The organism is Streptococcus suis (assembly GCA_022354845.1).
GTDB lineage: Bacteria > Bacillota > Bacilli > Lactobacillales > Streptococcaceae > Streptococcus > Streptococcus suis_AA.
In genome coordinates, this window is sequence record CP031970.1 from 376,511 (window position 1) to 398,775 (window position 22,265).

Genomic DNA, 22,265 nt, shown 5'->3' on the forward strand with positions numbered 1-22,265 from the left:
TCCAAATATCTTAGGCTGGTATTCCCATTAATACCTTGATTTCAGTAGACACCGAAAAGCCGAAGAGCGTTCCATTTCTTCGGTTCTTTTTATATATTCCTCGAAGGGTCTCCATGCCCTTAATCGTGGAAGAGGCTGTACGGAGACTTTGATAAAATTTATTCCGTCGTTTAATAGGTCGATGGTCTTGTTCTATTAAATTGTTAAGATACTTCACAGTTCGGTGCTCTGTCTTAGTATATAAACCCACACTCTGTAACTTTCTAAAGGCTGATCCAAGAGAAGGTGCTTTATCGGTCACAATTGCTTTCGGCTCACCAAACTGTTTATGGAGTCGTTTTAAGAAAGCATAGGCTGCTTGCGTATCCCGTTTCTTTCGTAACCAGATATCTAAGGTTAGGCCGTCCGCATCAATTGCACGATAAAGATAATGCCAACGTCCCTTAATTTTGATATAGGTTTCGTCCATTTTCCATGAATAGAAGGATTGTCTATTTTTCTTCTTCCAAAGATAATAGAGGACTTTGCTGTACTCTTGCACCCAACGATAAATCGTAGTATGACAAACATTTATTCCACGATCATATAACAATTCCTGAACTTCACGATAGCTTAGATTGTAACGCAGGTAGTAACCAACAGCGACAATAATGACGTCTTTTTTGAATTGTTTGCCTTTAAAATGATTCATTACTCTGTCCTCTCTGTCTTTTTTCTCAATTTTACACTAAAATAGATTTTTTGGAAAACTTTGCAACAGAACCGACAGGTTAAAAGCCCCGAAAAATTGCATGCCAAAAGAATTGAAGCAACAGATGAACGTAAAAAACAAAGTCATCAACAGGCTTTGTCACATATTGGCCTTGTATCGCTGATTTTATGTTGTGGTATCGTTATATTTTCAATAAATGAGGAAACAGTGATCATACCAGTGGCTTACATTGTTGGTTTACTCGCACTGTTTGTCCTCTATCTTGCCTATCGCATCAGAAAATAAGAGGATCAGCCAGTTAAAGTCTGGTATCTTCAGAAAATTGTGATAAAATTGAATTGTTATTATAAGTATTCAAATGATCAGTAGGGGGATGGCCTTGTGTTGGCGTTGCTAAGCAACTAGAGTTAAGAGGAGAGTAGATGTGTTAAAACTAGAAAACCTCACCAAACAATTTGGTGATAAAATCGCTGTTGATCAGCTAGACATGACCGTCAAACCGGGCGAGATTATGGGGCTGATTGGTCAAAATGGTGCTGGGAAGACGACAACTTTTCGGATGATTTTGGACTTTATTAAACCGGATAGCGGTCAGATTACGTGGCAGGGCGCGCCCATTACTCAGGAGATTAAGCAAAAAATAGGCTTTCTACCTGAAGAGCGTGGCCTTTATCAAAAATTGACGATTGAAGAACAAATCTTGTATTTTGCTGAACTCCATGGCATGAAACGGGCTGAGGCAAGAGATGAGCTCGTGCGCTGGATGGACAAGTTAGAAGTTGTCGGAAAAATTACAGACAAGGTGCAGACCCTTTCCAAAGGGAACGCCCAAAAAGTACAGTTCATCGCGACCTTGATTCACCGCCCTGATTTTCTGATTTTGGATGAACCTTTTACAGGCCTTGACCCAGTCAATACCAGTCTCCTGATGTCGGAAATCAAAACGCTCAAGGCAAATGGTGCAGCGATTATTTTCTCCAGTCATAATATGAGTGGGGTAGAGTTGCTCAGTGATCAGTTAACCATGCTCAAAAAAGGTAAAGTTGTCTTGCAAGGCGACATTTATGGGATTCGGGATAGTTTTGGGCGCACCCAAATCTATGTTGAAAGTGATGTGCCAGATGCGGATTTGTCAGCCATTTCAGGTGTTGAGACGATTGAGAAACAAGGTGCTGGCCGGATGATTCATGTCAATGATGCAGCTGTTGGTCATGAGATTTTCACACGCGTGAGTCAATCTGGCTATGTCCAAGCTTTTGTTCAAGCGCCACCAACGCTCGATGAAATTTTCCGTAAGGAGGTCGCTGAAAATGTTTAAACAAATGAAATTAGTCGCGGGTCAAGTTTACCGGACAAAAATTAAGACACCGAGTTTCTGGTTGACGGTGTTGACGCCACTCTTATTGCCATTGGTTGGGTTAATCATTGGTTTCGTAATTGCTAAGACGAGTGATGATTCACCGGCGCGATTGGCTGTTGTTGACAATGCAGCTCTGGTTCAAACCCTTAAAACCGATAAAGTCTTAGACGCTAAAATCTCAGCCGTGGCAGATGTTAAAACGGCTAAGCAAAAGATACTGGATGAGAAAATAGATGGCTATCTCGTCAAAGAAGATGGCAAATATACCTTAGTGGCGTCGACGGATAGCACGACAAAATTCAATGAGACGACGGTTAAAACCGCCTTGTCGCAGATTGAACTAGCAGAAAAAGCCACGCATCTTAAATTAAGTCCTGAGGAATTGATCAGTCTGCAAACGCCTGCTGATCTGACCATGAAAACCCTGAGCAAAAAAGGGGAATCTAGTGGGGGTGAGGCTAAAAATGCGGCCAATTCTCTCGTTTCTGTTGGTGTGGCCATCGTTATCTTCATGTTGCTGATGATTTACTCTAATATGTTGGCGCAAGAGATTGCCAATGAAAAATCCAATCGGATTATGGAGACCTTGCTAGCAGCAACCAGCACCAAAGTCCAATATTTTGGTAAAATCCTAGGGATTGGTTTATTGGTTCTGACCCATATCGTTTTTTATGTCATCTTAGGGGTGGCTGCAGCCATTGCCCTAAAAGGCAACGACATGGTCGAAAGCGTCAAGGGCATGGTCGGTGGCGTCGATATGAGTTTCTTGGTCTATGCGGTCTTGATGTTGATCGTGGGACTCATGGCTTACCTCTTCTTGACAGCGATTATCGCTAGTTTGGTTAATGACCAAAGTCAGGTTCAGCAAGCCATCGCGCCGATTTCTTATCTTTCTTTGGTTGGCTATATGGCCAGTATTTTTGGGGCCAATGTACCCAATAATATCGTGATCAAAATCTTGAGTTATCTGCCTTTTGTTTCGCCAACCTTGATGCCGGGCCGTTTGGCCATGGAAATGTCGACGTTGACACAAGCTTATATCGCGCTGGCCTTGCAGCTGGTTGCGCTTGTGTTCGTGGCCAAATTCGGCGAACATATTTACGCCAAGAATGTTTTAAGTTATTCCGATGAAAAAATCTTTAAGCAATTTATTCAAAATCTTAAAAAATAAGCAAAATCCCTGTGACAAACGGGGATTTTTTGCGTATATATAAGTGAGGTGAAAATATGAATTGGCAAACAATAATCGCACAGTTAAAAGAACACGTGAAACTCGTGATTGGCATCGGGCTTATCCTGATTTTGGGCGTCTTTTTTTAGGGCACCTCTAATAACTACCAATTAATTCACCTCTAAATGAAATTAGAAAAAAACACAGAAAACTAAGCATAGTCTACTGTGTTTTTCTTTATGTTACAGACGCCGCTTGACTGTTTATTCTTATTTTAGACAGATTACCGCCATGTTTTGAGATTTAAACGTTTAACTTGTTCGTACCTCAATAAGTTATAAGTCAGATTTGTAAGGTCAGTATTTAAAACAGCTCGATCGAATCCAATAGAACGTAAACTAGAACCATGCATTGAATTTTCAACAAAGCCAAATACATGTTCAATACGGACACGTATTTTCGAAATGATTTTATTAAACATTTTAGCCTGATTCACTGACTAAAGCATGACATTTACAGCCATAAAAGTACTGACCTTTGGTAGCATTGTAGCCAATATTTGCATAGTCGCCCAAAACTTTGCTTCTAAAATTACGAATCGGCTGACACAAAGGAATGGGAAAGCTGTCAATAATAGACACATCAATCCCTTCAACTTCTTTAAAGACGAGAGCTTGGCGAATGAGTTGAATACTCGGTAAGAGTGCATTACAACGACGAACAAAGCGAGAATATTCTAGAAAATTAGGGAATAGACTTTGAGCCAATTGGTGCTTTGCTTTAAGTGTTTCACTAAAATGAAGCACTCCCCACAGGTAACAAGTAATCACTAAACAGTCAGATGTTGCATGATGGAAAGTTCGATTTGTGTTTCTTTGGTCTTACGCGTGATGTGTGATATGCGTGTCATAACAGATTCTCCTTAGTTTTTTTAAATATCAAATGATGTAATCGTGCGACTGGATACAGCGTTTGGTCTTTCGCTACTTTTTGTTCTAACTTAAGCATGGGTTGATACCAGTTGTCTGTTTCTTTGATTTCTGCGTTTTGTGAAATACCGTAAAAATGACGAATTCCAAATTTTTCTTGGAGTTTCAGTTTGTAATTTGCCACAAAATCTGTCAGCCAATCATCGTCATAAACTAGGATATCGCCGTGGTTGTGAGAAGCGACAGATTCATTTTCATAAACATCAAGCGCTGCCTGCGGATTATCACGTCCTGCTGCCATTTCTATCATGCTACCGTACTTACTGTGCTTGACAATAGAAAGCGTGCCGCCATCTGTCAAAAGTGGCAAGAGTAATTCCAACACGACTTTTCGGTCAGGGACGTATTCTAGGACATTGTGAATGAGAATTACGTCGTAACGCTCATTTTTAACAGTTTCTGCAAAGTCGTCAAAAGTTCCTGTCAACTGACGAAAAGTTTGGTCAGACATCATCTCGAGTTTTTCTACGTCAGGCTCATAGCCCGTGACTTCAAATCCCTGTTCCATCAAAAATGTTTCAGTCCGACCAAATCCAGAGCCGAAACTCAGAATTTTTGAATCTTTTGTCAAATTTGGTAGGAGCTGTGGAAAAAGTAAGTCATAGAACATCCGACCCCATGGTTTTTCGAAAACTTCTGCGTAATAATTTTCTTGTTTTGTCATGTTTTTCTACCTACTATTTTTCTTATTCAATATTTTAAAATCCATGTGGTTCCTCACGCCTTGACCAATAAATTTTGAAAATCTTGTCTCAAGTATTACATTTCATCAAATCTCACAGAAATTGATTTAGCATGAGCCGTCAATCCTTCTGATTTTGCAAATGTCTCAACATCCTCTTTAAAGTCAGCCAAAACTTCTTTAGGATAATAGCTATAAGTTGAACCCGAATTGCTAGTTAATTTCATTGGAAAATAAATAAGTCGTGCTATCCTAATCTTAAGCCACTAAGCATTAGAAAGCGCACGACTTATATGACTTATAATAGCACACTTCCAAAAGTTTTTGTTTATTTACTGACAACCATTGAGACGCTTTATCAAACGAGTGTTCCCCTTGAGGTTCAAAACCGAAAGAACGTCCATCTCGCAACATCAGATTGCTTAGTTATCGCTTGTTACCTGTGGGGCGTACTGCATTTTAGTGAAACGCTTAAAGCTAAGCACCAATTGGCCCAAAGTTTATTTCCTAATTTCCTAGAATATTCTCGCTTTGTCCGCCGTTGTAATGCCCTCTTACCGAGTATCCAAGTCATTCGCCAAGCACTCGTCTTTAAAGAGGTTGAAGGAATTAGATGTTTGCTCTATATAAAATACCATCATTACTTTTGAAAGTAGAGATGGTGCTATGTTTTATTAATTTAATCACAGTTGTTGCGACATAGGGCAGATTTATGATATATCTGACTCGCATTAGTTTATTTTCTAGAAAAATTTACCCTATTTAGTTGAAACTTTGTAAATAATTGGTAGTTAATAGTGACTTGATTAAAGGTATTTGAGCTAGTTTAGTTAGTAGGTTCGACAAACCAAGTCTTAAGAAATGAAGTATCCATAACTAGGATTCTTGCCCCGAATTGGCCCCCAATTTTGAGGAAACATGAAGAATTTTAGTGATACTAAGTTATATTACTAATAATTAAGAATCCTTTAATAATGGGTATTAAGATGCTTAAGGAAGAACCAAGAATATTTAAATTATATTCAGCAAACAAAGCTTAATTCGTTTTACATCTCTAACCTAGCGAAATGCTAGGTTTTTTTGTTGCGTGGCGTGTATGTTGTGTATCAAAGGCGAAAGTCCTCCATGGCCACCTGCCTACAGGGGAAGTCAATAGAACTTTCTAACAAGCCTGATTACTATTGTCGATTGAAACAAGAACAGGACAGAAGTGCCTCAAGAAAAGTATCGCAATTTGGCAATACTTTTCTGAGGTGTTTTTTGATTTGAGCCCATGTTTTCTCAATAGGATTATACTCAGGTGAGTAAGGTGGAAGCGGTAAAAGTCTATGACCCCGCTCCTTGCATAACTCTTTTAGCTTATTCATCCTATGTTGCATTATACATAATGATAACAGATGGTTTATCTAAAGTGGGTAGTAAAAATATTTTAAACCAAACTTCGAAAAAGTCACTAGTCATGGTTTCTTTGTAGGTCATCGGGGCTATAATCTCACCGTTTATTAGACCTGCAACTAAAGATATCCGCTGGAATATTCTTCCAGAGATTTGACCTGTGATTAACTGACCTTTCAAAGATCGACTATATTCTCGATGAAAATATGTCTCAGACCCTGTTTCGTCAATATAAACATGTGTCAGGTGACTTAAGTTATTAAATTCTTTAAGAAACTGATTTACTTTCTCAGGGTCTTGTTTATAGTAGGTGCAGCTCCTTTTTTTCGAGTATATCCCATAGCTTTGAGAGCGTAATGAATAGCTGTTGGATGACAGCCAAATTCGGAAGCTATTTCAGTCAAAAAAGCATCTGGATGAGCATCAAGATAGTTCTTTAATTTTTCTCTATCAACTTTTCTCGGTTTGGTTCCCTTAACTTGGTGATGAAGCTCGCCTGTAGTCTCCTTTAATTTTAGCCATTGATAGATGGTGTTGCGTGAAATATCGAAAACAACAGATGCTTCAGTAATACTGCTAGTTTTCTCATAGTATGCGAGAACTTTTTTACGAAAATCTAATGAATATGCCATAAGTACATTATACCACAGATGTACTGTTTTTGTTTCATTTTACTATAAATGAGACCTTGACATATGAGGTTGATCAAATAAGAGTTGTTTTTCCGACAAATTTAACCGATTTGGCGATGGTGAATGATGAGGATTATTGTACGTGGGTAACTTGTACTCCTTATGAAATTAATGCTCACCGACTGCTAGTTCGTGGTCATCGTATTTCTAATGTCGATGGGGATGTGAAGCTAGTAGCTGATGCTTTACAAATTAAGCCACTTCTTGTAGCACTGATTTTAGCGATACCTGTTTTGCTCGGTTTGATTTTGTTTACCTATGTTTCGACCAGTTCATTTATCCAAAAGCGGAAAGTAAATTTTGAAGAATATGATGGGCTAAATTATAGAATGGATGGACTTCATGCACAGGTAGTATCTGCTATGGGAGAGGATATGAAGAGGATATAAAGAAAGAAAAGATTTTGAGGAGTGAAAATGAATAGCAGATTAGATCATTTCCATCGTTTTCCTTTACAAGTAATGAGAGATATGTTAGAATGTTAGGAGTTAATAATGAGAAGGGGGGTTGGCGTTAGTCAACCCTTTCCCTATACACTGATTTCTACATGTAAATAGAAGGTGTTGTGTGTGTATAGGGTGTGGTAAACAAGGAATATGGTTATCCAATGGTAGAGATGATTATTTGGAAACCTATTTCTACCTACTGCAGAAATAGGAGGTGTTTATGTCATCAATTATTGATTTGGTCACAGCAGCAATTACCCCCGCAATTCAAGCTCCGCATGAGTTGGTAGATGTGGAATATGGTAAGATGGGCGGTGACTACATTTTATCCATTTTTGTCGATAAAGAGGGAGGGATTTCTCTTCAAGATACGGCAGATTTGTCAGAAGTCATTAGTCCAATTTTGGATACGATTAAGCCGGACCCATTTCCGGAGCAGTATATGTTGGAAGTAACAAGTCCAGGTTTGGAACGTCCTTTAAAAACGGCAGATGCTGTTAAAAAGGCAGTTGGAAAGTACATCCATGTCAAGCTCTATCAGGCAATTGATAAAATCAAGGTTTTCGAAGGGACTTTGCTCTCCTTTGATGGAACAGACCTGATTATGGAATATATGGATAAAACCCGCAAGAAGGAAGTGACGATTCCTTACCAGACGGTGGCTAAGGCCCGATTGGCTGTCAAATTGTAATAGGTTGCGATACTCAATCGTATTAGAGTATGTTAATGGATTTTAGACTTTAAGAAAGGACCTTTTGAGCGCAAAAGGAAAACAACATGAGTAAAGAAATGCTAGAAGCCTTCAGTATTTTAGAGGAAGACATGGGTATTAACAAAGCGGACATCATTGATGCTGTAACAGAATCACTTCGTTCAGCTTATAAACGCCGTTATGGTCAATCAGAATCAGCAGTGATTGAATTTGACGAGAAAAAAGGCGATTTCCATGTATTTACTGTTCGTGAAGTAGTAGATGAAGTATTTGATAGCCGACTAGAAATTAGTCTAAAAGATGCCTTGGCTATTTCATCAGCTTATGAAATGGGTGACAAAATTAAATTCCAAGAAGACCCAGCGGAATTTGGGCGTGTGGCTGCTCAATCAGCTAAACAAACCATCATGGAAAAAATGCGCAAACAAAAGCGTGCCATTACCTTCAATACTTACAAGCAACATGAAAATGAAATCATGTCAGGTACGGTAGAGCGTTTCGACAATCGCTTTATCTATGTCAACCTTGGTACAATTGAAGCTCAGTTATCAAAACAGGATCAAATTCCTGGTGAGGTTTTCCAATCTCATGATCGCATCGAAGTCTATGTCTACAAGGTAGAAGACAATGGTCGTGGTGTTAACGTATTTGTCAGTCGTAGCCATCCAGAAATGATCAAACGCCTCATGGAACAGGAAATTCCAGAAGTATACGATGGAACAGTTGAAATCATGAGTGTTGCCCGTGAAGCTGGAGACCGTACGAAAGTGGCTGTTCGTAGCCATAATCCAAATGTAGATGCTATTGGTACTATCGTTGGTCGTGGTGGTTCAAATATTAAGAAAATCACTAGCAAATTCCATCCAGCTCGTTATGATGCTAAGAATGACCGCATGATTCCTACTGAGGAAAATATTGACGTTATCGAGTGGGTAGCTGACGAAGCTGAGTTCATCTACAATGCGCTTGCACCTGCTGAAGTTGATCAAGTATTGTTTGATACTGAAGATGGAAAACATGCTACAGTCGTTGTACCAGATGATAAGTTATCATTGGCAATTGGTCGTCGTGGCCAGAACGTTCGTTTGGCAGCACATTTGACAGGATTCCGTATCGACATCAAGTCAGCATCAGAATACGAAGCATTTGAAGCTGAGCAATATGCGACGGACGAAGTTGTAGAAGAAGTCGCAGAAGAACAAGAATAAGGCAAAAGGAGCAACCATGGCAAAAGCTAGAAAAATACCCTTGCGCAAGTCTGTGGTGTCCGGTGAAATCATCGACAAACGGGATTTGCTCCGTATTGTAAAAAATAAAGAAGGCCAAGTATTTATCGATCCAACTGGCAAGGCAAATGGGCGTGGAGCCTATATTAAGCTCGATAATGAGGAAGCAATTCAGGCGAAAAAACGTCATGTTTTCGACCGTTCCTTCAGTATGGAAGTAGCTGAGGAGTTTTATGATGAGTTGATTGCCTATGTTGATCATAAGGTCAAGAGGAGAGAACTTGGACTCGAATAAGAGATGGAAAATCTTAAATCTATTGGGATTGGCGCAGCGTGCTGGTCGTCTCACCTCTGGTGAGGACTTGGTTGTTGAAGCAATCCAAAAAGGGCAGGCAAAGTTGGTGTTTTTAGCCAACGATGCGGCTGAAAATTTAAGTAAAAAAGTAACAGATAAAAGTCATACCTATCAAGTAGAAGTTGTAACAATGTTTTCAACACTGGAATTGAGTGCAGCTGTCGGCAAGGCTAGAAAAGTCATTGCAGTGACAGACGCTGGATTTACAAAGAAGATGAGGTCTATTATGGAATAGAACAGGAGGACAAGGCATTGTCTAAGAAGAGATTGAATGAAATCGCCCGAGAAATAGGCGTCAGTAGCAAGGAAGTTGTTGCTAAGGCTCAAGAATTGGGATTTGATGTAAAAAGCCACGCTTCTAGTGTGGATGATGCAAGTGCAAAGCGTCTGGCGGAAAGTTTTGGAGCGAAGCAACCAGTCCAAGCTAATTCTGTAGAAGCAGTTACTCGAGTTGCGGAAGCACCAAAAGTAGAAACTGCAAAAGTAGAAACTGCAAAAGTAGAAAAAGTCGCTACTTCAGAACCAGTATCAAAAGAAGTGCCTAAAGTAACAGGGACACAAACTACTGCGCACCGACCACAGAGTCGCAACTTTAAAGCTGAGCGTGAAGCACGTGCCAAAGAACAGGCAGCTAAACGAGCTCAAGGCCAACAAGGAAAAGCTGGTCATCAAGCTAAGAATGGTCAAGAACGTCGTGATAACCGTCAACAGGGTCAAGGACGACCAAATAATGATCGAAATGAACGAAATGATCCCCGCGAACCACGTCGCGACAAGCGAACAGAAGATCGGAAGGAAAACCGTTTTGCTGACCGACGTGAAGGACGAGATAACCGTCGTCAGGACAACCGGTCCGGTCAACAGAATGGGTTTGGCCGTAAACAAGAAGTCAAAAAGGTTGAGAAACCTAAGATTGATTTCAAAGCCCGTGCAGCTGCTCTAAAAGCAGAGCAGAATGCAGATTTTGCTCGTACAAGTGAAGAACGATTCCGTCAGGCTCAAGAAGCTAAGAAGCAACCTAAGAAGCCAAAAGAAGTTAAGTTCGAAGAACCGGTTGTAGAAAGCAAACCATTTGTGAAACCTACACCAGTTGCAACAGTATCAGAGCAAGTGGCAGAAACTACTGTAGATACCCGTCCTAAGAAACATGCTCGACCAAATAAAAAACGTGACTTCATTGGTGACGAAGAAGATGGTCCTAGAAAACAACAAAGAAATCGAAATAGTCAAAATCAAGTGAGAAATCAAAGAACAAGTAACTGGAATAACAACAAGAAAAACAAAAAAGGCAAGACAAATCAGCCTATTAAGCCTGTCACAGAACGCAAGTTCCATGAATTGCCAACAGAGTTTGAATATACAGCTGGCATGACCGTTGCTGAGATTGCTAAACGGATCAAACGTGAGCCTGCTGAAATCGTGAAAAAGCTCTTCCTTATGGGCGTAATGGCAACTCAGAACCAATCTCTTGATGGAGATACTATTGAGCTCCTCATGCTTAATTATGGTATTGAAGCGAAAGAAAAGGTTGAGGTCGATAACTCAGATATCGAGCGTTTCTTCGTAGAAGAAGGCTATCTTAATGAGGACGCAATGACAGAACGTCCACCGGTTGTGACCATTATGGGACACGTTGACCATGGTAAAACAACCTTGTTGGATACCCTACGTAATTCTCGTGTGGCTACAGGGGAAGCTGGTGGCATCACACAGCATATCGGTGCCTACCAAATTGAGGAAGCTGGTAAGAAAATCACCTTCTTAGATACTCCAGGACACGCGGCCTTTACTTCTATGCGTGCGCGTGGAGCATCTGTTACAGACTTGACTATTCTAGTCGTTGCTGCAGATGATGGTGTTATGCCACAAACGATTGAAGCAATCAATCACTCAAAAGCTGCGAATGTTCCAATTATTGTTGCCATCAACAAGATTGATAAACCAGGTGCTAATCCTGAGCGCGTGATTGGTGAATTGGCAGAACATGGAGTTATCTCAACTGCATGGGGTGGTGAATCTGAATTTGTAGAAATCTCTGCCAAATTCAATCAAAATATTGATGAGTTGTTGGAAACAGTTCTGTTAGTTGCTGAAATTCAAGAACTGAAGGCAGATACAACTGTACGCGCAATCGGTACAGTTATTGAAGCTCACTTGGATAAAGGAAAAGGTGCGGTTGCTACCCTACTAGTCCAACAAGGAACATTGAATGTGCAGGATCCAATTGTTGCAGGGAATACCTTTGGTCGTGTTCGTGCCATGACCAATGACCTTGGACGTCGTGTGAAGGTTGCTGGTCCATCTACACCTGTCTCTATCACAGGATTGAATGAAGCACCAATGGCTGGTGATCATTTTGCAGTCTATGAAGATGAGAAATCTGCTCGTGCAGCTGGTGAAGAACGCGCAAAACGTGCCCTTCTCAAGCAACGTCAAGCAACACAACGTGTTAGTCTTGAAAACCTTTTTGATACACTTAAAGCAGGTGAAGTTAAGTCTGTTAATGTTATCATTAAAGCTGACGTACAGGGTTCTGTAGAAGCACTCGCATCATCACTTCAAAAAATTGAAGTAGAAGGTGTCAAAGTGAATATCGTCCATTCAGCAGTTGGTGCCATTAATGAATCAGATGTCACTTTGGCTGCGGCATCCAATGCATTAATTATTGGTTTCAACGTTCGTCCAACCGCAGAAGCGCGCAGTCAAGCCGAAACTGACGATGTTGAAGTACGCCTTCATAGCATTATCTACAAGGTCATCGAAGAGATGGAAGATGCGATGAAAGGGATGCTTGATCCTGAATACGAAGAAAAAATCATTGGTGAAGCGATCATACGTGAAACCTTTAAGGTATCCAAAGTTGGAACAATCGGTGGTTTCATGGTCATTCGTGGTAAAGTTACCCGTGATTCAAGTGTTCGTGTTATTCGTGATGGAGTTGTTGTATTCGATGGTCAATTAGCAAGCTTGAAGCATTATAAAGATGATGTGAAAGAAGTCGGTAATGCTCAAGAAGGTGGATTGATGATTGAAAATTACAATGACTTGAGAGTTGATGATACGATTGAAGCCTATATCATGGAAGAAATCAAAAAATAAGATCATTGAAGAACAGTTCATGATTTATTCATCTTGATTTTTATTAGACTGAGCTTCTGCCTAGCCTCGTCTTACTTGGATTATTCAAGCTGAGGCAACTCAGATTTTCTATCCTGTTAGAAAGGAAAAAAATATGGCAAACCATTTTCGTACAGACCGTGTTGGGATGGAAATCAAGCGTGAAGTCAATGAGATTTTACAAAAGAAAGTCCGTGATCCCCGTGTGCAAGGTGTAACCGTCACTGATGTTCAGATGGTTGGTGATTTATCGATGGCCAAAGTGTACTACACAATAATGAGTGATTTGGCTTCCGATAATCAAAAAGCACAGATTGGTTTGGAAAAAGCAACAGGAACGATTAAAAGGGAACTTGGTCGTAAGTTGACACTTTATAAGATTCCTGATTTGGTCTTTGAAAAAGATCAATCAATAGAGTATGGAAACAAAATTGATCAAATGCTCCGTGCTCTCGAACAGAAAGATTAAGAAAGTCGAATGGAAACATTCGGCTTTTTTGGGCTCTACTGAAATGATTTCAACGACCTAAAATATTTGAAGAAAATTAAAATAGTTTGCCGACAACCATTTATACTCAATGAAAATCAAAATATGACTTGCTCCAAAGGTTCGGGGAACCTTTGGAGGTTGGAAATAGGCGAACGTAGTTCATTTCGCTCTGATGCAGATAGAACCCTGTTACTATTTTGTTTCAAGGTAATAAGGCTGAGGCTGGACTTTCTGCCCAGCCTCTGCGGTTTCTGGTTTTAATAAAGTATCGGATAAAATTATTGAGACTTTTTTACCAAAGATAATGAAACGATTGAAGAAGCTAAAGCTCGTTTATCTGCCGCAGCTAGTTCAAAAAATTCTTCCTTATCTAAGAGTGATGAAGAATAAACAGAGCACGATGATTGAGATAAAATTCACATCGAAAAATGAATTGTAGAAAGAGGATACAAGATGAAAAAAGAGATTTTATGAGTTTGATTGCCTATACCGTTAGTTTATTAGTCTTGGCATTAGGAATGTGTTTTTATACCTTGCCAGATTGGGGGATGGCTTCTATTGGGATGCCACTGGCTATAGTTGGACTTGAGCTTGTTCTGCTATCATGGGTTTTGCAAAGACGGTTAGCTGGTAAAGGAGCACCAAATATTGATTTTCGGTTCGTTGCAAAAGTTGTATATAGTGTCGTTGCCTTATTAATCTTTGGTGGGGGCTTTGCCCTTATTACAGCTGGAAACTTTGTACTTGGTCTGGCATTGGGGCTAATAGGACTTGTTTTGATAATTGGGATTATTCCAGTAACTGTGGGCTTGAAAAATTAAAAAAAGCTGAGAGAGACTCAGTTTTTCTGCGATTTATATCAATGAAAATCAAAAGTAACTTAGCTTCGACTATCTGGGAGATAGGTGAAGGCTGGAAATATAGAGGGCTGTGTTCGCGACATTAGACCAAAGATAGAACTCTGTCACTTTCTCAGTTCAAGGTATCAGTCTGAAATCTTCATTGGATCTTTTCACTCATCAAGGCTGAGACAAGGGATAATTTTGATTTTCGAAGAGTAGTATAGTCGAATGAATTAGCTTTCAGACAAGGAGCTGAGGTGCAGGTAGCTAGAACAGCCTAGAGGTTGCTCTAGGTTGGAAATAAGACTTGCGAAACAAGTCATTTCGTAGAGTACGGCATGCCGAAAGTGATGATGTATCAAAGCTAATTTAAATGACTATATTTTTTAGGGATACAGGTTTGTATAATATCGGATATTTCTTCAATGGACTTATCACAATCATTCCTCAACCATTTGGAAATCACTTGCGTGATTCCCGCTAAGAAGAAACTAGACATATAGGCAATGCGGGTTTCATCTTGGATGCCCTGTGCCTGGTAACGCGGTGTGAAAATCCTACTCACTAAGCTGTCAAAGCGTTCCTGATGATGAAATTCCAATTCATGACTCAGATAAATCTTGTAAATTTTTTGATAATCTTTAACAAATTGCAAGTAAGGAATGAGGTGAGTATTACTCAGCAAATTGCTCTCAAGATACGCAGAAGAATTTTCATGATAAAGTTGAAATTCTGCGAAAAACAGTTGGGTCAGGTATTGATAGGTATCTTCTAATAAATCAAATTGATTATCGTAATAACTATAGAAAGTCGAGCAGTGAACGCCGGCTTCTTTACAAATTTTACTGACAGAAATGCGGTCGAATTCCTCTTTGTCTAAAAGGAGAATCAATGCTTGTTGTTGTTTTGTTTTGGCAGAATCATTCATGGGTCAGCTCCTTACTCTTTTCATTATATATTACCTAAAAACGCATTATTTTTTTAGTAGTAATATAGTTCTAATTGTATACTAGATAGAGCATGGTTTCGACTAATCGAGATGGGAAAAAAATGGTGAGCGTTTACAAGCTTTTCTAAAGATGATATACTAATATAAAAGAGATTGCGTAGGAGGAAGTTATGAAAAAGCTTATTAGTCGTATAATGTTGGTATCCACGGTTGTGTTATTAGCAGCATGTCAATCCACTCAAACCAAGGAAGACGAAACTTCCCATACTAGTTCATCGAGCCAAGTTACAACTAGTTCGGACCAACAATCTATCCCAGAGTCTTCCTCAGAGCCTACATCTAGTTCAGATTCACAAACCGAAGCATCGTCTACAAATACTCAGACGATACCGACTGTGTACCAGTCCGTTATCGATCGTTACCAAGCTAATTTAGGTCAGGTTTCTGAAGCGATCAATCAGGACGAGGTTAGTAGTTATCTAAGTTTACTGACGAGTCAAGGCCAAGAATACAGCGGAGCATTTTATAGCCTATACGATATTGATCAAGATGGGACAGAGGAATTGCTCTTAGCCTTGAATAAATCTGGTGACTATACCCTCATTGATCTTTACACACAGCTAACTGGGGAGAATCTCCGTTTAGTAGATAATTTCCGAAATATTGGTTTTGAAATTGGCCCGGATGCAATTCTTCGTCCTTTACAGGATGGAACCTATTTATTTGAAGGGGGTGGAGTATACCGGATTTATCAGTACAATGCAATGATTCCAGGATTGAAACGGATTTCTGAATCAGATACTAATCCTGAAACATCCCCTTTACTTGATTTATCAAGTTTAAATTGGGTTAAATTATAGTGTAAAATAAGAATGGATAGAAGCTGGGGTTTCCAGCTTTTTTTATTTAAGTAGTACTTTAAGTTTTCTTTTGGTAATCTTTAATCTTTCATTTAGGTAGAGAAGGTAAACTAAGAGCATATCAGGAAGGCATCCCAAAACCTTCTAAGAAAGAAAAGGAATCTATTTATGAAAACAAATTTTAAAAAACTACTTTATTCAGGTGTCACGTTGATGAGTATCGGTGTCTTGGCGGCTTGTTCATCAACTTCTAGTTCAACGACAACATCAAGTTCTACAGCTACAAGTCAATCAAGTGCAGCAACTACTTCCAGCAATAGCACATCATCTGACTCAAGTTCATCATCATCTTCTATTGACTGGTCAGCCCTTCCTACTACAGAAGTAACGCTTTCAAATGATGGATTGAAAATAACGGAAGGTGGAACCTATATTCTAACAGGTTCAACAACTGCAGGTATAACGGTTGAAACAGATGCAAATGTCCGTATCATTTTAGCAGGTGCCGAGATTTCAAGCTCAGATACTGCCGCAATCAATGTTATTAGTGCGGATAATGTTGAGTTGGAACTTCAAGATGGAACGACAAACACTGTGAAAGACACGAGCAATCACACTGATACAAATATTGAAGGTGCTATTCATGTTGAGGCGGATTTAACTATTACGGGGAATGGTAGCCTGACAGTAGAAGGAAACTTCCAAGATGGTATTGTCTCAACTGATGATTTAGTTATTGATGCAGGAAATATCACTGTGACAGCAGTGGATGATGGTATCCGTGGTAAGGATTCATTGACAATCAATGGTGGTACAATCAATGTAACAGCAGGTGGTGATGGTATCAAGTCTACAAATGATACAGATACTACCAAAGGTTATACAACTATTACAGGTGGTGAAATTACTGTAAAAGCAGGAGATGATGGTATCAAAGCAGAAACAGCCTTGACAATTAACGGCGGTACAATTTCTGTACCAGAATCAGTAGAAGCCTTGGAAGGAACCAATATCACAATAAATGGTGGTACTATCGATGTCTACGGATCGGATGATGCTATTAATGCGGCAAGTACAATGTCTTCAGATATCTTTATCAAGGTAACTGGCGGTGACTTGACAGTCGCTGTAGGTAGTGGGGATACGGATGCCTTTGATGCTAATGGAGATATCTATATCTCCGGAGGTACAATCGATGTAACAGCTCAATCTGCTTTTGACTTCGATGGAACCGCTGAATTGACAGGAGGTACTGTGACAGTTAACGGTGAGCAGATTACACAAATCACAGCAACAGGACCAGGTGCAGGTGGCCACGGTGGCTGGTAATTGATCGTCAAATTATAATAAAAAGGTCTAAGTCTTGAGAAACTCAGACCTTTCGTTTTGTTTCCATGTTCGGAAGGTTAATTTTATATTTAATGACCAAAAGTCGAATGAGCAAAGCAAGGCTGAAGATGGTAATGAATACGGGAATTTGTGGTAATCTCCAATCCACAACACAGAGATGGTATAAGATACCAGAAAAGAGTGCTAACACTGCATAGACATCTTCCTTTAGGACAATCGGTGTCTCATTAACTAATAAATCACGAGCAATTCCGCCACCAACTCCTGTTAGTGCTGCTAAAATACCACTCGTTACGGCATTTAGTTGAAGTTCAACTCCTGTACTTGCTCCAATAAGGGCGAAGATGGCTAGACCGATTGCATCAAAGATAAGGTTTGTCTGGGAAAGGAAATGAATCATCTTCTTATCAAGAGGTTTGTCCTGCTTTAGATTGATAACAATCAAGTACATCACAATAGCCACAACAAGAGATAAGTAGACTGCAGTCAGGTCGGTCAAGGCAGTCGGAATCCTATTTGCCATTATATCACGAATGATGCCACCACCAACAGCAGTAATGATGCTGAGGAGACTAATTCCAAAAATATCTAACTTTTTCTTGAAACCTTTTACTGCACCCGATACAGCAAAGGCAATTGTGCCAATATAGTTGCACATCATAAGAAACAAATCGAATTCCATAAGCACCTCCTTTTCTATATTAACAGAAAGGAAAATGACTGACAAGACTCTTTTTAAGTTTGTGAAAAAAGTTTCAAACGAGACGGTTTGTCATTTGTTGGAATTTGTGAAAAAAAGCACGAAATAAAGGTTTTTCACGAAAATTTCTGCAAAAAGAAAACGGTTCAAATACTTGCCATTTGTGAAATATTGGTCTATCATAATACAGAAAGAGAAAAACCTTTGGAGGAAATTATGGTATCTATCTCAAAAGAACAACACTTGGATATGTTCTTGAAAATGCAACTGATTCGTGATGTTGATATGAAATTAAATAAATTGGTGCGTCGTGGCTTTGTACAAGGAATGACCCACTTCTCAGTTGGTGAAGAAGCAGCTGCTGTTGGACCAATCGTTGGTTTGACTGATCAAGATATTATCTTTTCACATCACCGTGGTCATGGTCATGTTATTGCAAAAGGTATTGACATCAACGGTATGATGGCTGAACTTGCTGGTAAGGCAACTGGTACATCCAAGGGCCGTGGTGGCTCCATGCACTTGGCTAATGTTGAAAAAGGAAACTTTGGTTCAAACGGTATCGTCGGTGGTGGTTATGCTCTTGCAGTAGGAGCGGCTCTCACACAACAATACCTTGGGACAGATAATATCGTTATCGCCTTCTCAGGTGACTCAGCAACAAATGAAGGCTCATTCCATGAGTCAATGAACCTGGCGGCTGTCTGGAATTTACCAGTTATTTTCTTTATTACAAATAACCGATATGGTATCTCAACAGACATTTCTTATTCAACAAAAATTCCTCACCTCTACCAACGTGCGGCAGCATACGGTATTCCAGGTCACTATGTTGAAGATGGTAATGACGTCATTGCTGTTTATGAAAAAATGCAAGAAGTAATTGAGTATGTTCGTGCAGGAAATGGCCCAGCGATGGTGGAGGTTGAATCTTATCGCTGGTTTGGACATTCGACAGCTGATGCCGGAGCCTACCGTACAAAAGAAGAAGTTGCAGCTTGGAAAGCAAAGGATCCACTTAAGAAATACCGTACATATTTGACTGAAAACAAGATTGCAACAGATGAAGAATTAGATGCAATTGAAACACAAGTCGCTGAACAAGTTGAGGCTGCTGTGAAATTTGCACAAGAAAGTCCAGATCCAGATATTTCAATCGCATACGAAGACGTGTTTGTGGACTAGGGTGTGAAGACGTTAAAGAGGCACAGAAAAATTAGGGAGTCAGCTAGTGATGCGGACATCGCTAATGGCTCATCTATTTTTCCAAGCCTCTAGTCTGAACCCAACTATTAACGTCAGAAGTTTGACTTTGCTCTTTAGAGTTTAGTCAAACTAGGCAGGTATGATGGTTGATTACAATGTGGTAATTGATTGATTTTCCTTAGTACAGTAAAAGTAAATTGATATAAGTAGGAGAAATTGTAAAAATGGCTGAAACAAAAGTAATGGCCTTGCGTGAAGCGATTAACTTGGCTCAGAGCGAAGAAATGCGTAAGGATGAAAAAGTATTCTTAATGGGGGAAGACGTCGGTATCTACGGCGGTGACTTCGGTACATCTGTTGGTATGTTGGACGAATTCGGTCCAAAACGTGTTCGCGATACGCCTATCTCTGAGGCTGCAATCGCTGGTTCTGCGGTTGGTGCGGCTCAAACAGGTCTTCGTCCAATCGTTGACTTGACTTTCATGGACTTCATCACAATTGCCCTTGATGCGATTGTTAACCAAGCGGCCAAAACCAACTATATGTTTGGTGGCGGTTTGAAAACACCTGTAACCTTCCGTGTGGCATCTGGGTCAGGTATTGGTTCAGCAGCACAGCACTCACAATCTCTTGAAGCTTGGTTGACTCACATTCCAGGTATCAAAGTTGTTGCACCTGGTACTGCTAACGATGCAAAAGGTCTTTTGAAATCATCTATCCTTGACAACAACCCAGTTATCTTCTTGGAACCAAAAGCTCTTTACGGTAAAAAAGAAGAAGTGAACTTGGATCCTGATTTCTACATTCCACTTGGTAAAGGCGAAATCAAACGTGAAGGTACTGATGTAACTATCATTTCATACGGTCGTATGTTGGAACGTGTGTTGAAAGCGGCTGAAGAAGTGGCTGCAGAAGGCATCAGCGTAGAAGTGGTAGATCCACGTACCCTTATCCCATTGGATAAAGAATTAATCATCGAATCTGTGAAGAAAACTGGTAAGGTTATCTTGGTCAACGATGCTTACAAAACAGGTGGTTTCATCGGTGAAATCGCATCAATCATCACAGAAAGCGAAGCTTTTGACTACTTGGATGCACCGATCATCCGTATCGCTTCAGACGATGTACCAGTTCCTTACGCTAACATTCTTGAAAATGCAGTATTGCCAAACGTAGAGAAAATCAAAGCGGCAATTTATAAGCAAGTAAATAAGGGCTAAAGACAAAATGGAAGGACGGGCAACCGTCCTAACCCTGTTTGAAGGAATGTATGAAAAGAATTGACCTGGTTCAATGAATATCATTGGGGTCGGTTCTTTGATAACGTAAGAAATTGAGAGAAAGGAATTGAACCCGTTCGGAAAACTTAAAAATGTATGAATCGATTGAAAATCAATATTTTCTACGATTTCCTATATTCAATTGTTTTCTGTTCGGACTTGGTATCTAAAAAATGGCAGTAGAAATTATTATGCCTAAACTCGGTGTTGACATGCAAGAAGGTGAAATCATCGAGTGGAAAAAACAAGAGGGCGATGTCGTCAACGAAGGCGATGTTCTCTTGGAAATGATGTCTGACAAGACCAGCATGGAGTTGGAAGCAGAAGAGTCAGGCGTACTATTGAAAATTGTTCATGGCAACGGTGCAACTGTTCCTGTGACAGAGGTCATTGCCTACATCGGTGCAGAAGGTGAAACAGTTGAAGCAGGTAGTGCTCCTGCTGTTGAGCCAGCTGCAGCTATTGAAGAAGTACCAGCGGGCCGTGCACCGGTGATTGTGGCACCTACTGTTGCAGCGAAACCACAAGGTGGCGGCAAGGTGCGTGCAACTCCAGCGGCACGTAAGTTGGCTGGGGAATTGGGCATTGATTTGGGTCTTGTTCCAGGAACTGGTGCAAATGGCCGTGTCCACAAGGTTGACGTAGAAGACTTCAAGGGTGCAGCGCCTAAGGCAACTCCGCTCGCAGCCCGTATAGCAGCTGACCATGGTGTTGATTTGTCAACAATCACAGGAACAGGTGTCAATGGTAAAATTGTTAAGGAAGATGTACTTGCTGTTCTTGCTCCTGTAGAAGCAGAAGTTGTGGCTCCAGCTCCTAAAGTGGAAGAGAAACCAGCTAAAGAATTGCCAGAAGGCGTTGAAATCATTAAGATGAGCCCAATGCGTAAGGCGATTTCAAAAGGTATGGTCAACTCTTACTTGACTGCTCCAACCTTTACGCTTAATTACGATATCGACATGACCAACCTCATGGCGCTTCGTAAGCAAGTCCTTGAGCCAATTATGAACAAGACTGGTCTGAAAGTGACCTTTACAGACTTGATTGGTCTTGCGGTTGTTCGTACTTTGATGAAAGAAGAACACCGTTACATGAACGCATCTTTGATTAACGATGCACAAGAAATCGAATTACACAAGTTTGTCAACCTTGGTATCGCAGTAGGTCTAGATGATGGCTTGGTGGTGCCAGTTGTTCATGGCGCAGATAAGATGAGCTTGTCTGAATTTGTTGTGGCATCAAAAGATGTTATCAAGAAAGCTCAATCTGGTAAGTTGAAGGGAGCTGAAATGTCAGGATCTACCTTCTCTATCACCAACTTGGGTATGTTTGGTACCAAAACCTTTAACCCAATTATCAACCAACCAAACTCAGCAATCCTTGGTGTAGCAGCAACTGTTCAAACTCCAGTAGTTATTGATGGTGAAATCAAAATCCGTCCAATTATGGCACTTTGCTTGACCATTGACCACCGTATCATTGATGGTATGAATGGTGCTAAGTTCATGGTTGACTTGAAGAACTTGCTGGAAAACCCATTGGAATTGTTGATTTGATAATGATTTTATCGTTGGTTAAAAAATAAAAGAATTAGATTTCTGAATAGAAAATAAAGAAAGGATGTAGAACGAGTTCGTGACATTTGAACACGAACTAAATGCTTCGGAATTTAGATAGTCCGCCTTGGATGTAAGCATCCTGCGTTGGACTCCTAAAATTCTGTCGCATTTG

Annotated in this window: 19 protein-coding genes and 7 pseudogenes; 16 read left to right on the top strand and 10 right to left on the bottom strand. The window is 40.1% G+C overall.

Annotation, left to right across the window (positions count from 1 at the left end; genetic code table 11):
• Positions 1–10: 10 nt before the first annotated feature.
• Both D2A30_02050 and D2A30_02055 read right to left on the bottom strand, forming a co-directional pair.
• Positions 11–691: an IS6-like element ISS1N family transposase gene (locus D2A30_02050; protein ULL20463.1), complete on the bottom strand. Its 681-nt coding sequence runs from the start codon at positions 689–691 to the stop codon at positions 11–13.
• Positions 691–762, bottom strand: a pseudogene (locus D2A30_02055) (DNA transposition-like protein). The gene D2A30_02050 and the pseudogene D2A30_02055 overlap by 1 nt, the downstream one beginning before the upstream one ends.
• Before the next feature lie 374 nt (positions 763–1,136).
• Between D2A30_02055 and D2A30_02060 the strand changes: the two are divergent.
• Complete coding sequence (locus D2A30_02060; protein ID ULL20464.1) at positions 1,137–2,030, top strand: ATP-binding cassette domain-containing protein; 894 nt, start codon at positions 1,137–1,139, stop codon at positions 2,028–2,030.
• Entirely contained in the window at positions 1,957–3,243 is a 1,287-nt protein-coding gene (locus D2A30_02065) for an ABC transporter permease (GenBank protein ULL20465.1), read from the top strand. The genes D2A30_02060 and D2A30_02065 overlap by 74 nt, the downstream gene beginning before the upstream one ends.
• A 283-nt stretch (positions 3,244–3,526) precedes the next feature.
• Here D2A30_02065 and D2A30_02070 read toward each other — a convergent pair.
• The 4 genes and pseudogenes from D2A30_02070 to D2A30_02085 all read right to left on the bottom strand — a co-directional run bounded on the left by D2A30_02070 (position 3,527) and on the right by D2A30_02085 (position 5,114).
• Positions 3,527–3,727, bottom strand: a pseudogene (locus D2A30_02070) (IS5/IS1182 family transposase).
• A 1-nt stretch (position 3,728) separates the two neighbouring features.
• Positions 3,729–4,091 (bottom strand): annotated as a pseudogene (locus D2A30_02075) (IS982 family transposase).
• 58 nt (positions 4,092–4,149) lie between these two features.
• Positions 4,150–4,896 carry a methyltransferase domain-containing protein gene (locus tag D2A30_02080; protein ULL20466.1) on the bottom strand — a complete coding sequence of 249 codons (747 nt, stop codon included), beginning with the start codon at positions 4,894–4,896 and terminating at the stop codon, positions 4,150–4,152.
• A 95-nt stretch (positions 4,897–4,991) separates the two neighbouring features.
• Positions 4,992–5,114: pseudogene (locus D2A30_02085) on the bottom strand (hypothetical protein).
• Between the two features lie 93 nt (positions 5,115–5,207).
• Here D2A30_02085 and D2A30_02090 point away from each other — a divergent pair.
• Positions 5,208–5,525, top strand: a pseudogene (locus tag D2A30_02090) (IS982 family transposase).
• Positions 5,526–6,092: 567 nt separating this feature from the next.
• Here the strand turns inward: D2A30_02090 and D2A30_02095 are convergent.
• Positions 6,093–6,941, bottom strand: a pseudogene (locus tag D2A30_02095) (IS630 family transposase).
• Positions 6,942–6,964: 23 nt separating this feature from the next.
• Between D2A30_02095 and D2A30_02100 the strand changes: the two are divergent.
• The 7 genes from D2A30_02100 (at position 6,965) to rbfA (ending at position 13,326) form a co-directional block, all read left to right on the top strand.
• Positions 6,965–7,390, top strand: coding sequence for a sortase (locus D2A30_02100; protein ID ULL20467.1), 426 nt, complete (start codon positions 6,965–6,967; stop codon positions 7,388–7,390).
• 277 nt (positions 7,391–7,667) lie between these two features.
• Positions 7,668–8,138 (top strand): ribosome maturation factor RimP, encoded by a 471-nt coding sequence (rimP, locus tag D2A30_02105; GenBank protein ULL20468.1) that lies wholly within the window; start codon positions 7,668–7,670, stop codon positions 8,136–8,138.
• Between the two features lie 86 nt (positions 8,139–8,224).
• Entirely contained in the window at positions 8,225–9,367 is a 1,143-nt protein-coding gene (gene nusA, locus D2A30_02110) for a transcription termination/antitermination protein NusA (GenBank protein ULL20469.1), read from the top strand.
• A 16-nt stretch (positions 9,368–9,383) separates the two neighbouring features.
• The gene (locus D2A30_02115) at positions 9,384–9,680 is read left to right on the top strand and encodes a YlxR family protein (GenBank protein ID ULL20470.1); all 297 of its coding nucleotides are present in this window, start codon (positions 9,384–9,386) and stop codon (positions 9,678–9,680) included.
• Positions 9,637–9,975: a YlxQ-related RNA-binding protein gene (locus D2A30_02120; protein ID ULL20471.1), complete on the top strand. Its 339-nt coding sequence runs from the start codon at positions 9,637–9,639 to the stop codon at positions 9,973–9,975. The genes D2A30_02115 and D2A30_02120 overlap by 44 nt, the downstream gene beginning before the upstream one ends.
• Before the next feature lie 17 nt (positions 9,976–9,992).
• Positions 9,993–12,839 carry a translation initiation factor IF-2 gene (locus tag D2A30_02125; protein ULL20472.1) on the top strand — a complete coding sequence of 949 codons (2,847 nt, stop codon included), beginning with the start codon at positions 9,993–9,995 and terminating at the stop codon, positions 12,837–12,839.
• Positions 12,840–12,972: 133 nt separating this feature from the next.
• Positions 12,973–13,326 carry a 30S ribosome-binding factor RbfA gene (rbfA, locus tag D2A30_02130; protein ID ULL20473.1) on the top strand — a complete coding sequence of 118 codons (354 nt, stop codon included), beginning with the start codon at positions 12,973–12,975 and terminating at the stop codon, positions 13,324–13,326.
• Positions 13,327–13,383: 57 nt separating this feature from the next.
• Here rbfA and D2A30_02135 read toward each other — a convergent pair.
• Positions 13,384–13,626: pseudogene (locus D2A30_02135) on the bottom strand (hypothetical protein).
• Positions 13,627–13,775: 149 nt separating this feature from the next.
• Here D2A30_02135 and D2A30_02140 point away from each other — a divergent pair.
• The gene (locus D2A30_02140) at positions 13,776–14,168 is read left to right on the top strand and encodes a hypothetical protein (protein ID ULL20474.1); all 393 of its coding nucleotides are present in this window, start codon (positions 13,776–13,778) and stop codon (positions 14,166–14,168) included.
• Between the two features lie 385 nt (positions 14,169–14,553).
• Here the strand turns inward: D2A30_02140 and D2A30_02145 are convergent, their stop codons facing one another.
• Positions 14,554–15,117 (bottom strand): TetR/AcrR family transcriptional regulator, encoded by a 564-nt coding sequence (locus D2A30_02145; protein ULL20475.1) that lies wholly within the window; start codon positions 15,115–15,117, stop codon positions 14,554–14,556.
• Between the two features lie 191 nt (positions 15,118–15,308).
• Here D2A30_02145 and D2A30_02150 point away from each other — a divergent pair, with 191 nt between their 5' ends.
• Positions 15,309–15,998, top strand: coding sequence for a colicin lysis protein (locus D2A30_02150; protein ID ULL20476.1), 690 nt, complete (start codon positions 15,309–15,311; stop codon positions 15,996–15,998).
• Between the two features lie 168 nt (positions 15,999–16,166).
• The gene (locus D2A30_02155; protein ULL20477.1) at positions 16,167–17,327 is read left to right on the top strand and encodes a carbohydrate-binding domain-containing protein; all 1,161 of its coding nucleotides are present in this window, start codon (positions 16,167–16,169) and stop codon (positions 17,325–17,327) included.
• A gap of 43 nt (positions 17,328–17,370) precedes the next feature.
• On the opposite strand, the gene D2A30_02160 is transcribed toward D2A30_02155, so the two are convergent.
• The gene (locus tag D2A30_02160; GenBank protein ID ULL20478.1) at positions 17,371–18,030 is read right to left on the bottom strand and encodes a trimeric intracellular cation channel family protein; all 660 of its coding nucleotides are present in this window, start codon (positions 18,028–18,030) and stop codon (positions 17,371–17,373) included.
• A 234-nt stretch (positions 18,031–18,264) separates the two neighbouring features.
• On the opposite strand from D2A30_02160, the gene D2A30_02165 reads away from it, so the two are divergent.
• The 3 genes from D2A30_02165 (at position 18,265) to D2A30_02175 (ending at position 22,090) form a co-directional block, all read left to right on the top strand.
• Positions 18,265–19,233, top strand: a complete 969-nt coding sequence (locus D2A30_02165) for a thiamine pyrophosphate-dependent dehydrogenase E1 component subunit alpha (protein ID ULL21970.1) — start codon at positions 18,265–18,267, stop codon at positions 19,231–19,233.
• A 245-nt stretch (positions 19,234–19,478) separates the two neighbouring features.
• Positions 19,479–20,474, top strand: coding sequence for an alpha-ketoacid dehydrogenase subunit beta (locus D2A30_02170; GenBank protein ULL20479.1), 996 nt, complete (start codon positions 19,479–19,481; stop codon positions 20,472–20,474).
• 233 nt (positions 20,475–20,707) lie between these two features.
• Positions 20,708–22,090, top strand: coding sequence for a dihydrolipoamide acetyltransferase (locus D2A30_02175; protein ULL20480.1), 1,383 nt, complete (start codon positions 20,708–20,710; stop codon positions 22,088–22,090).
• The last annotated feature ends 175 nt before the right edge of the window (positions 22,091–22,265 follow it).

Excerpts from the sequence above, each read along its gene's own strand:
- D2A30_02175 (ULL20480.1), top strand. The coding sequence starts at position 20,708 with ATGGCAGTAGAAATTATTATGCCTAAACTCGGTGTTGACATGCAAGAA.
- D2A30_02120 (ULL20471.1), top strand. The coding sequence starts at position 9,637 with ATGTTGATCATAAGGTCAAGAGGAGAGAACTTGGACTCGAATAAGAGA.
- nusA (ULL20469.1), top strand. The coding sequence starts at position 8,225 with ATGAGTAAAGAAATGCTAGAAGCCTTCAGTATTTTAGAGGAAGACATG.
- D2A30_02115 (ULL20470.1), top strand. The coding sequence starts at position 9,384 with ATGGCAAAAGCTAGAAAAATACCCTTGCGCAAGTCTGTGGTGTCCGGT.
- D2A30_02140 (ULL20474.1), top strand. The coding sequence starts at position 13,776 with ATGAATTGTAGAAAGAGGATACAAGATGAAAAAAGAGATTTTATGAGT.
- D2A30_02065 (ULL20465.1), top strand. The coding sequence starts at position 1,957 with ATGTCCAAGCTTTTGTTCAAGCGCCACCAACGCTCGATGAAATTTTCC.
- D2A30_02160 (ULL20478.1), bottom strand. The coding sequence starts at position 18,030 with ATGGAATTCGATTTGTTTCTTATGATGTGCAACTATATTGGCACAATT.
- D2A30_02145 (ULL20475.1), bottom strand. The coding sequence starts at position 15,117 with ATGAATGATTCTGCCAAAACAAAACAACAACAAGCATTGATTCTCCTT.
- D2A30_02165 (ULL21970.1), top strand. The coding sequence starts at position 18,265 with ATGGTATCTATCTCAAAAGAACAACACTTGGATATGTTCTTGAAAATG.
- D2A30_02155 (ULL20477.1), top strand. The coding sequence starts at position 16,167 with ATGAAAACAAATTTTAAAAAACTACTTTATTCAGGTGTCACGTTGATG.
- D2A30_02150 (ULL20476.1), top strand. The coding sequence starts at position 15,309 with ATGAAAAAGCTTATTAGTCGTATAATGTTGGTATCCACGGTTGTGTTA.
- rbfA (ULL20473.1), top strand. The coding sequence starts at position 12,973 with ATGGCAAACCATTTTCGTACAGACCGTGTTGGGATGGAAATCAAGCGT.
- D2A30_02080 (ULL20466.1), bottom strand. The coding sequence starts at position 4,896 with ATGACAAAACAAGAAAATTATTACGCAGAAGTTTTCGAAAAACCATGG.
- D2A30_02050 (ULL20463.1), bottom strand. The coding sequence starts at position 691 with ATGAATCATTTTAAAGGCAAACAATTCAAAAAAGACGTCATTATTGTC.
- D2A30_02170 (ULL20479.1), top strand. The coding sequence starts at position 19,479 with ATGGCTGAAACAAAAGTAATGGCCTTGCGTGAAGCGATTAACTTGGCT.
- rimP (ULL20468.1), top strand. The coding sequence starts at position 7,668 with ATGTCATCAATTATTGATTTGGTCACAGCAGCAATTACCCCCGCAATT.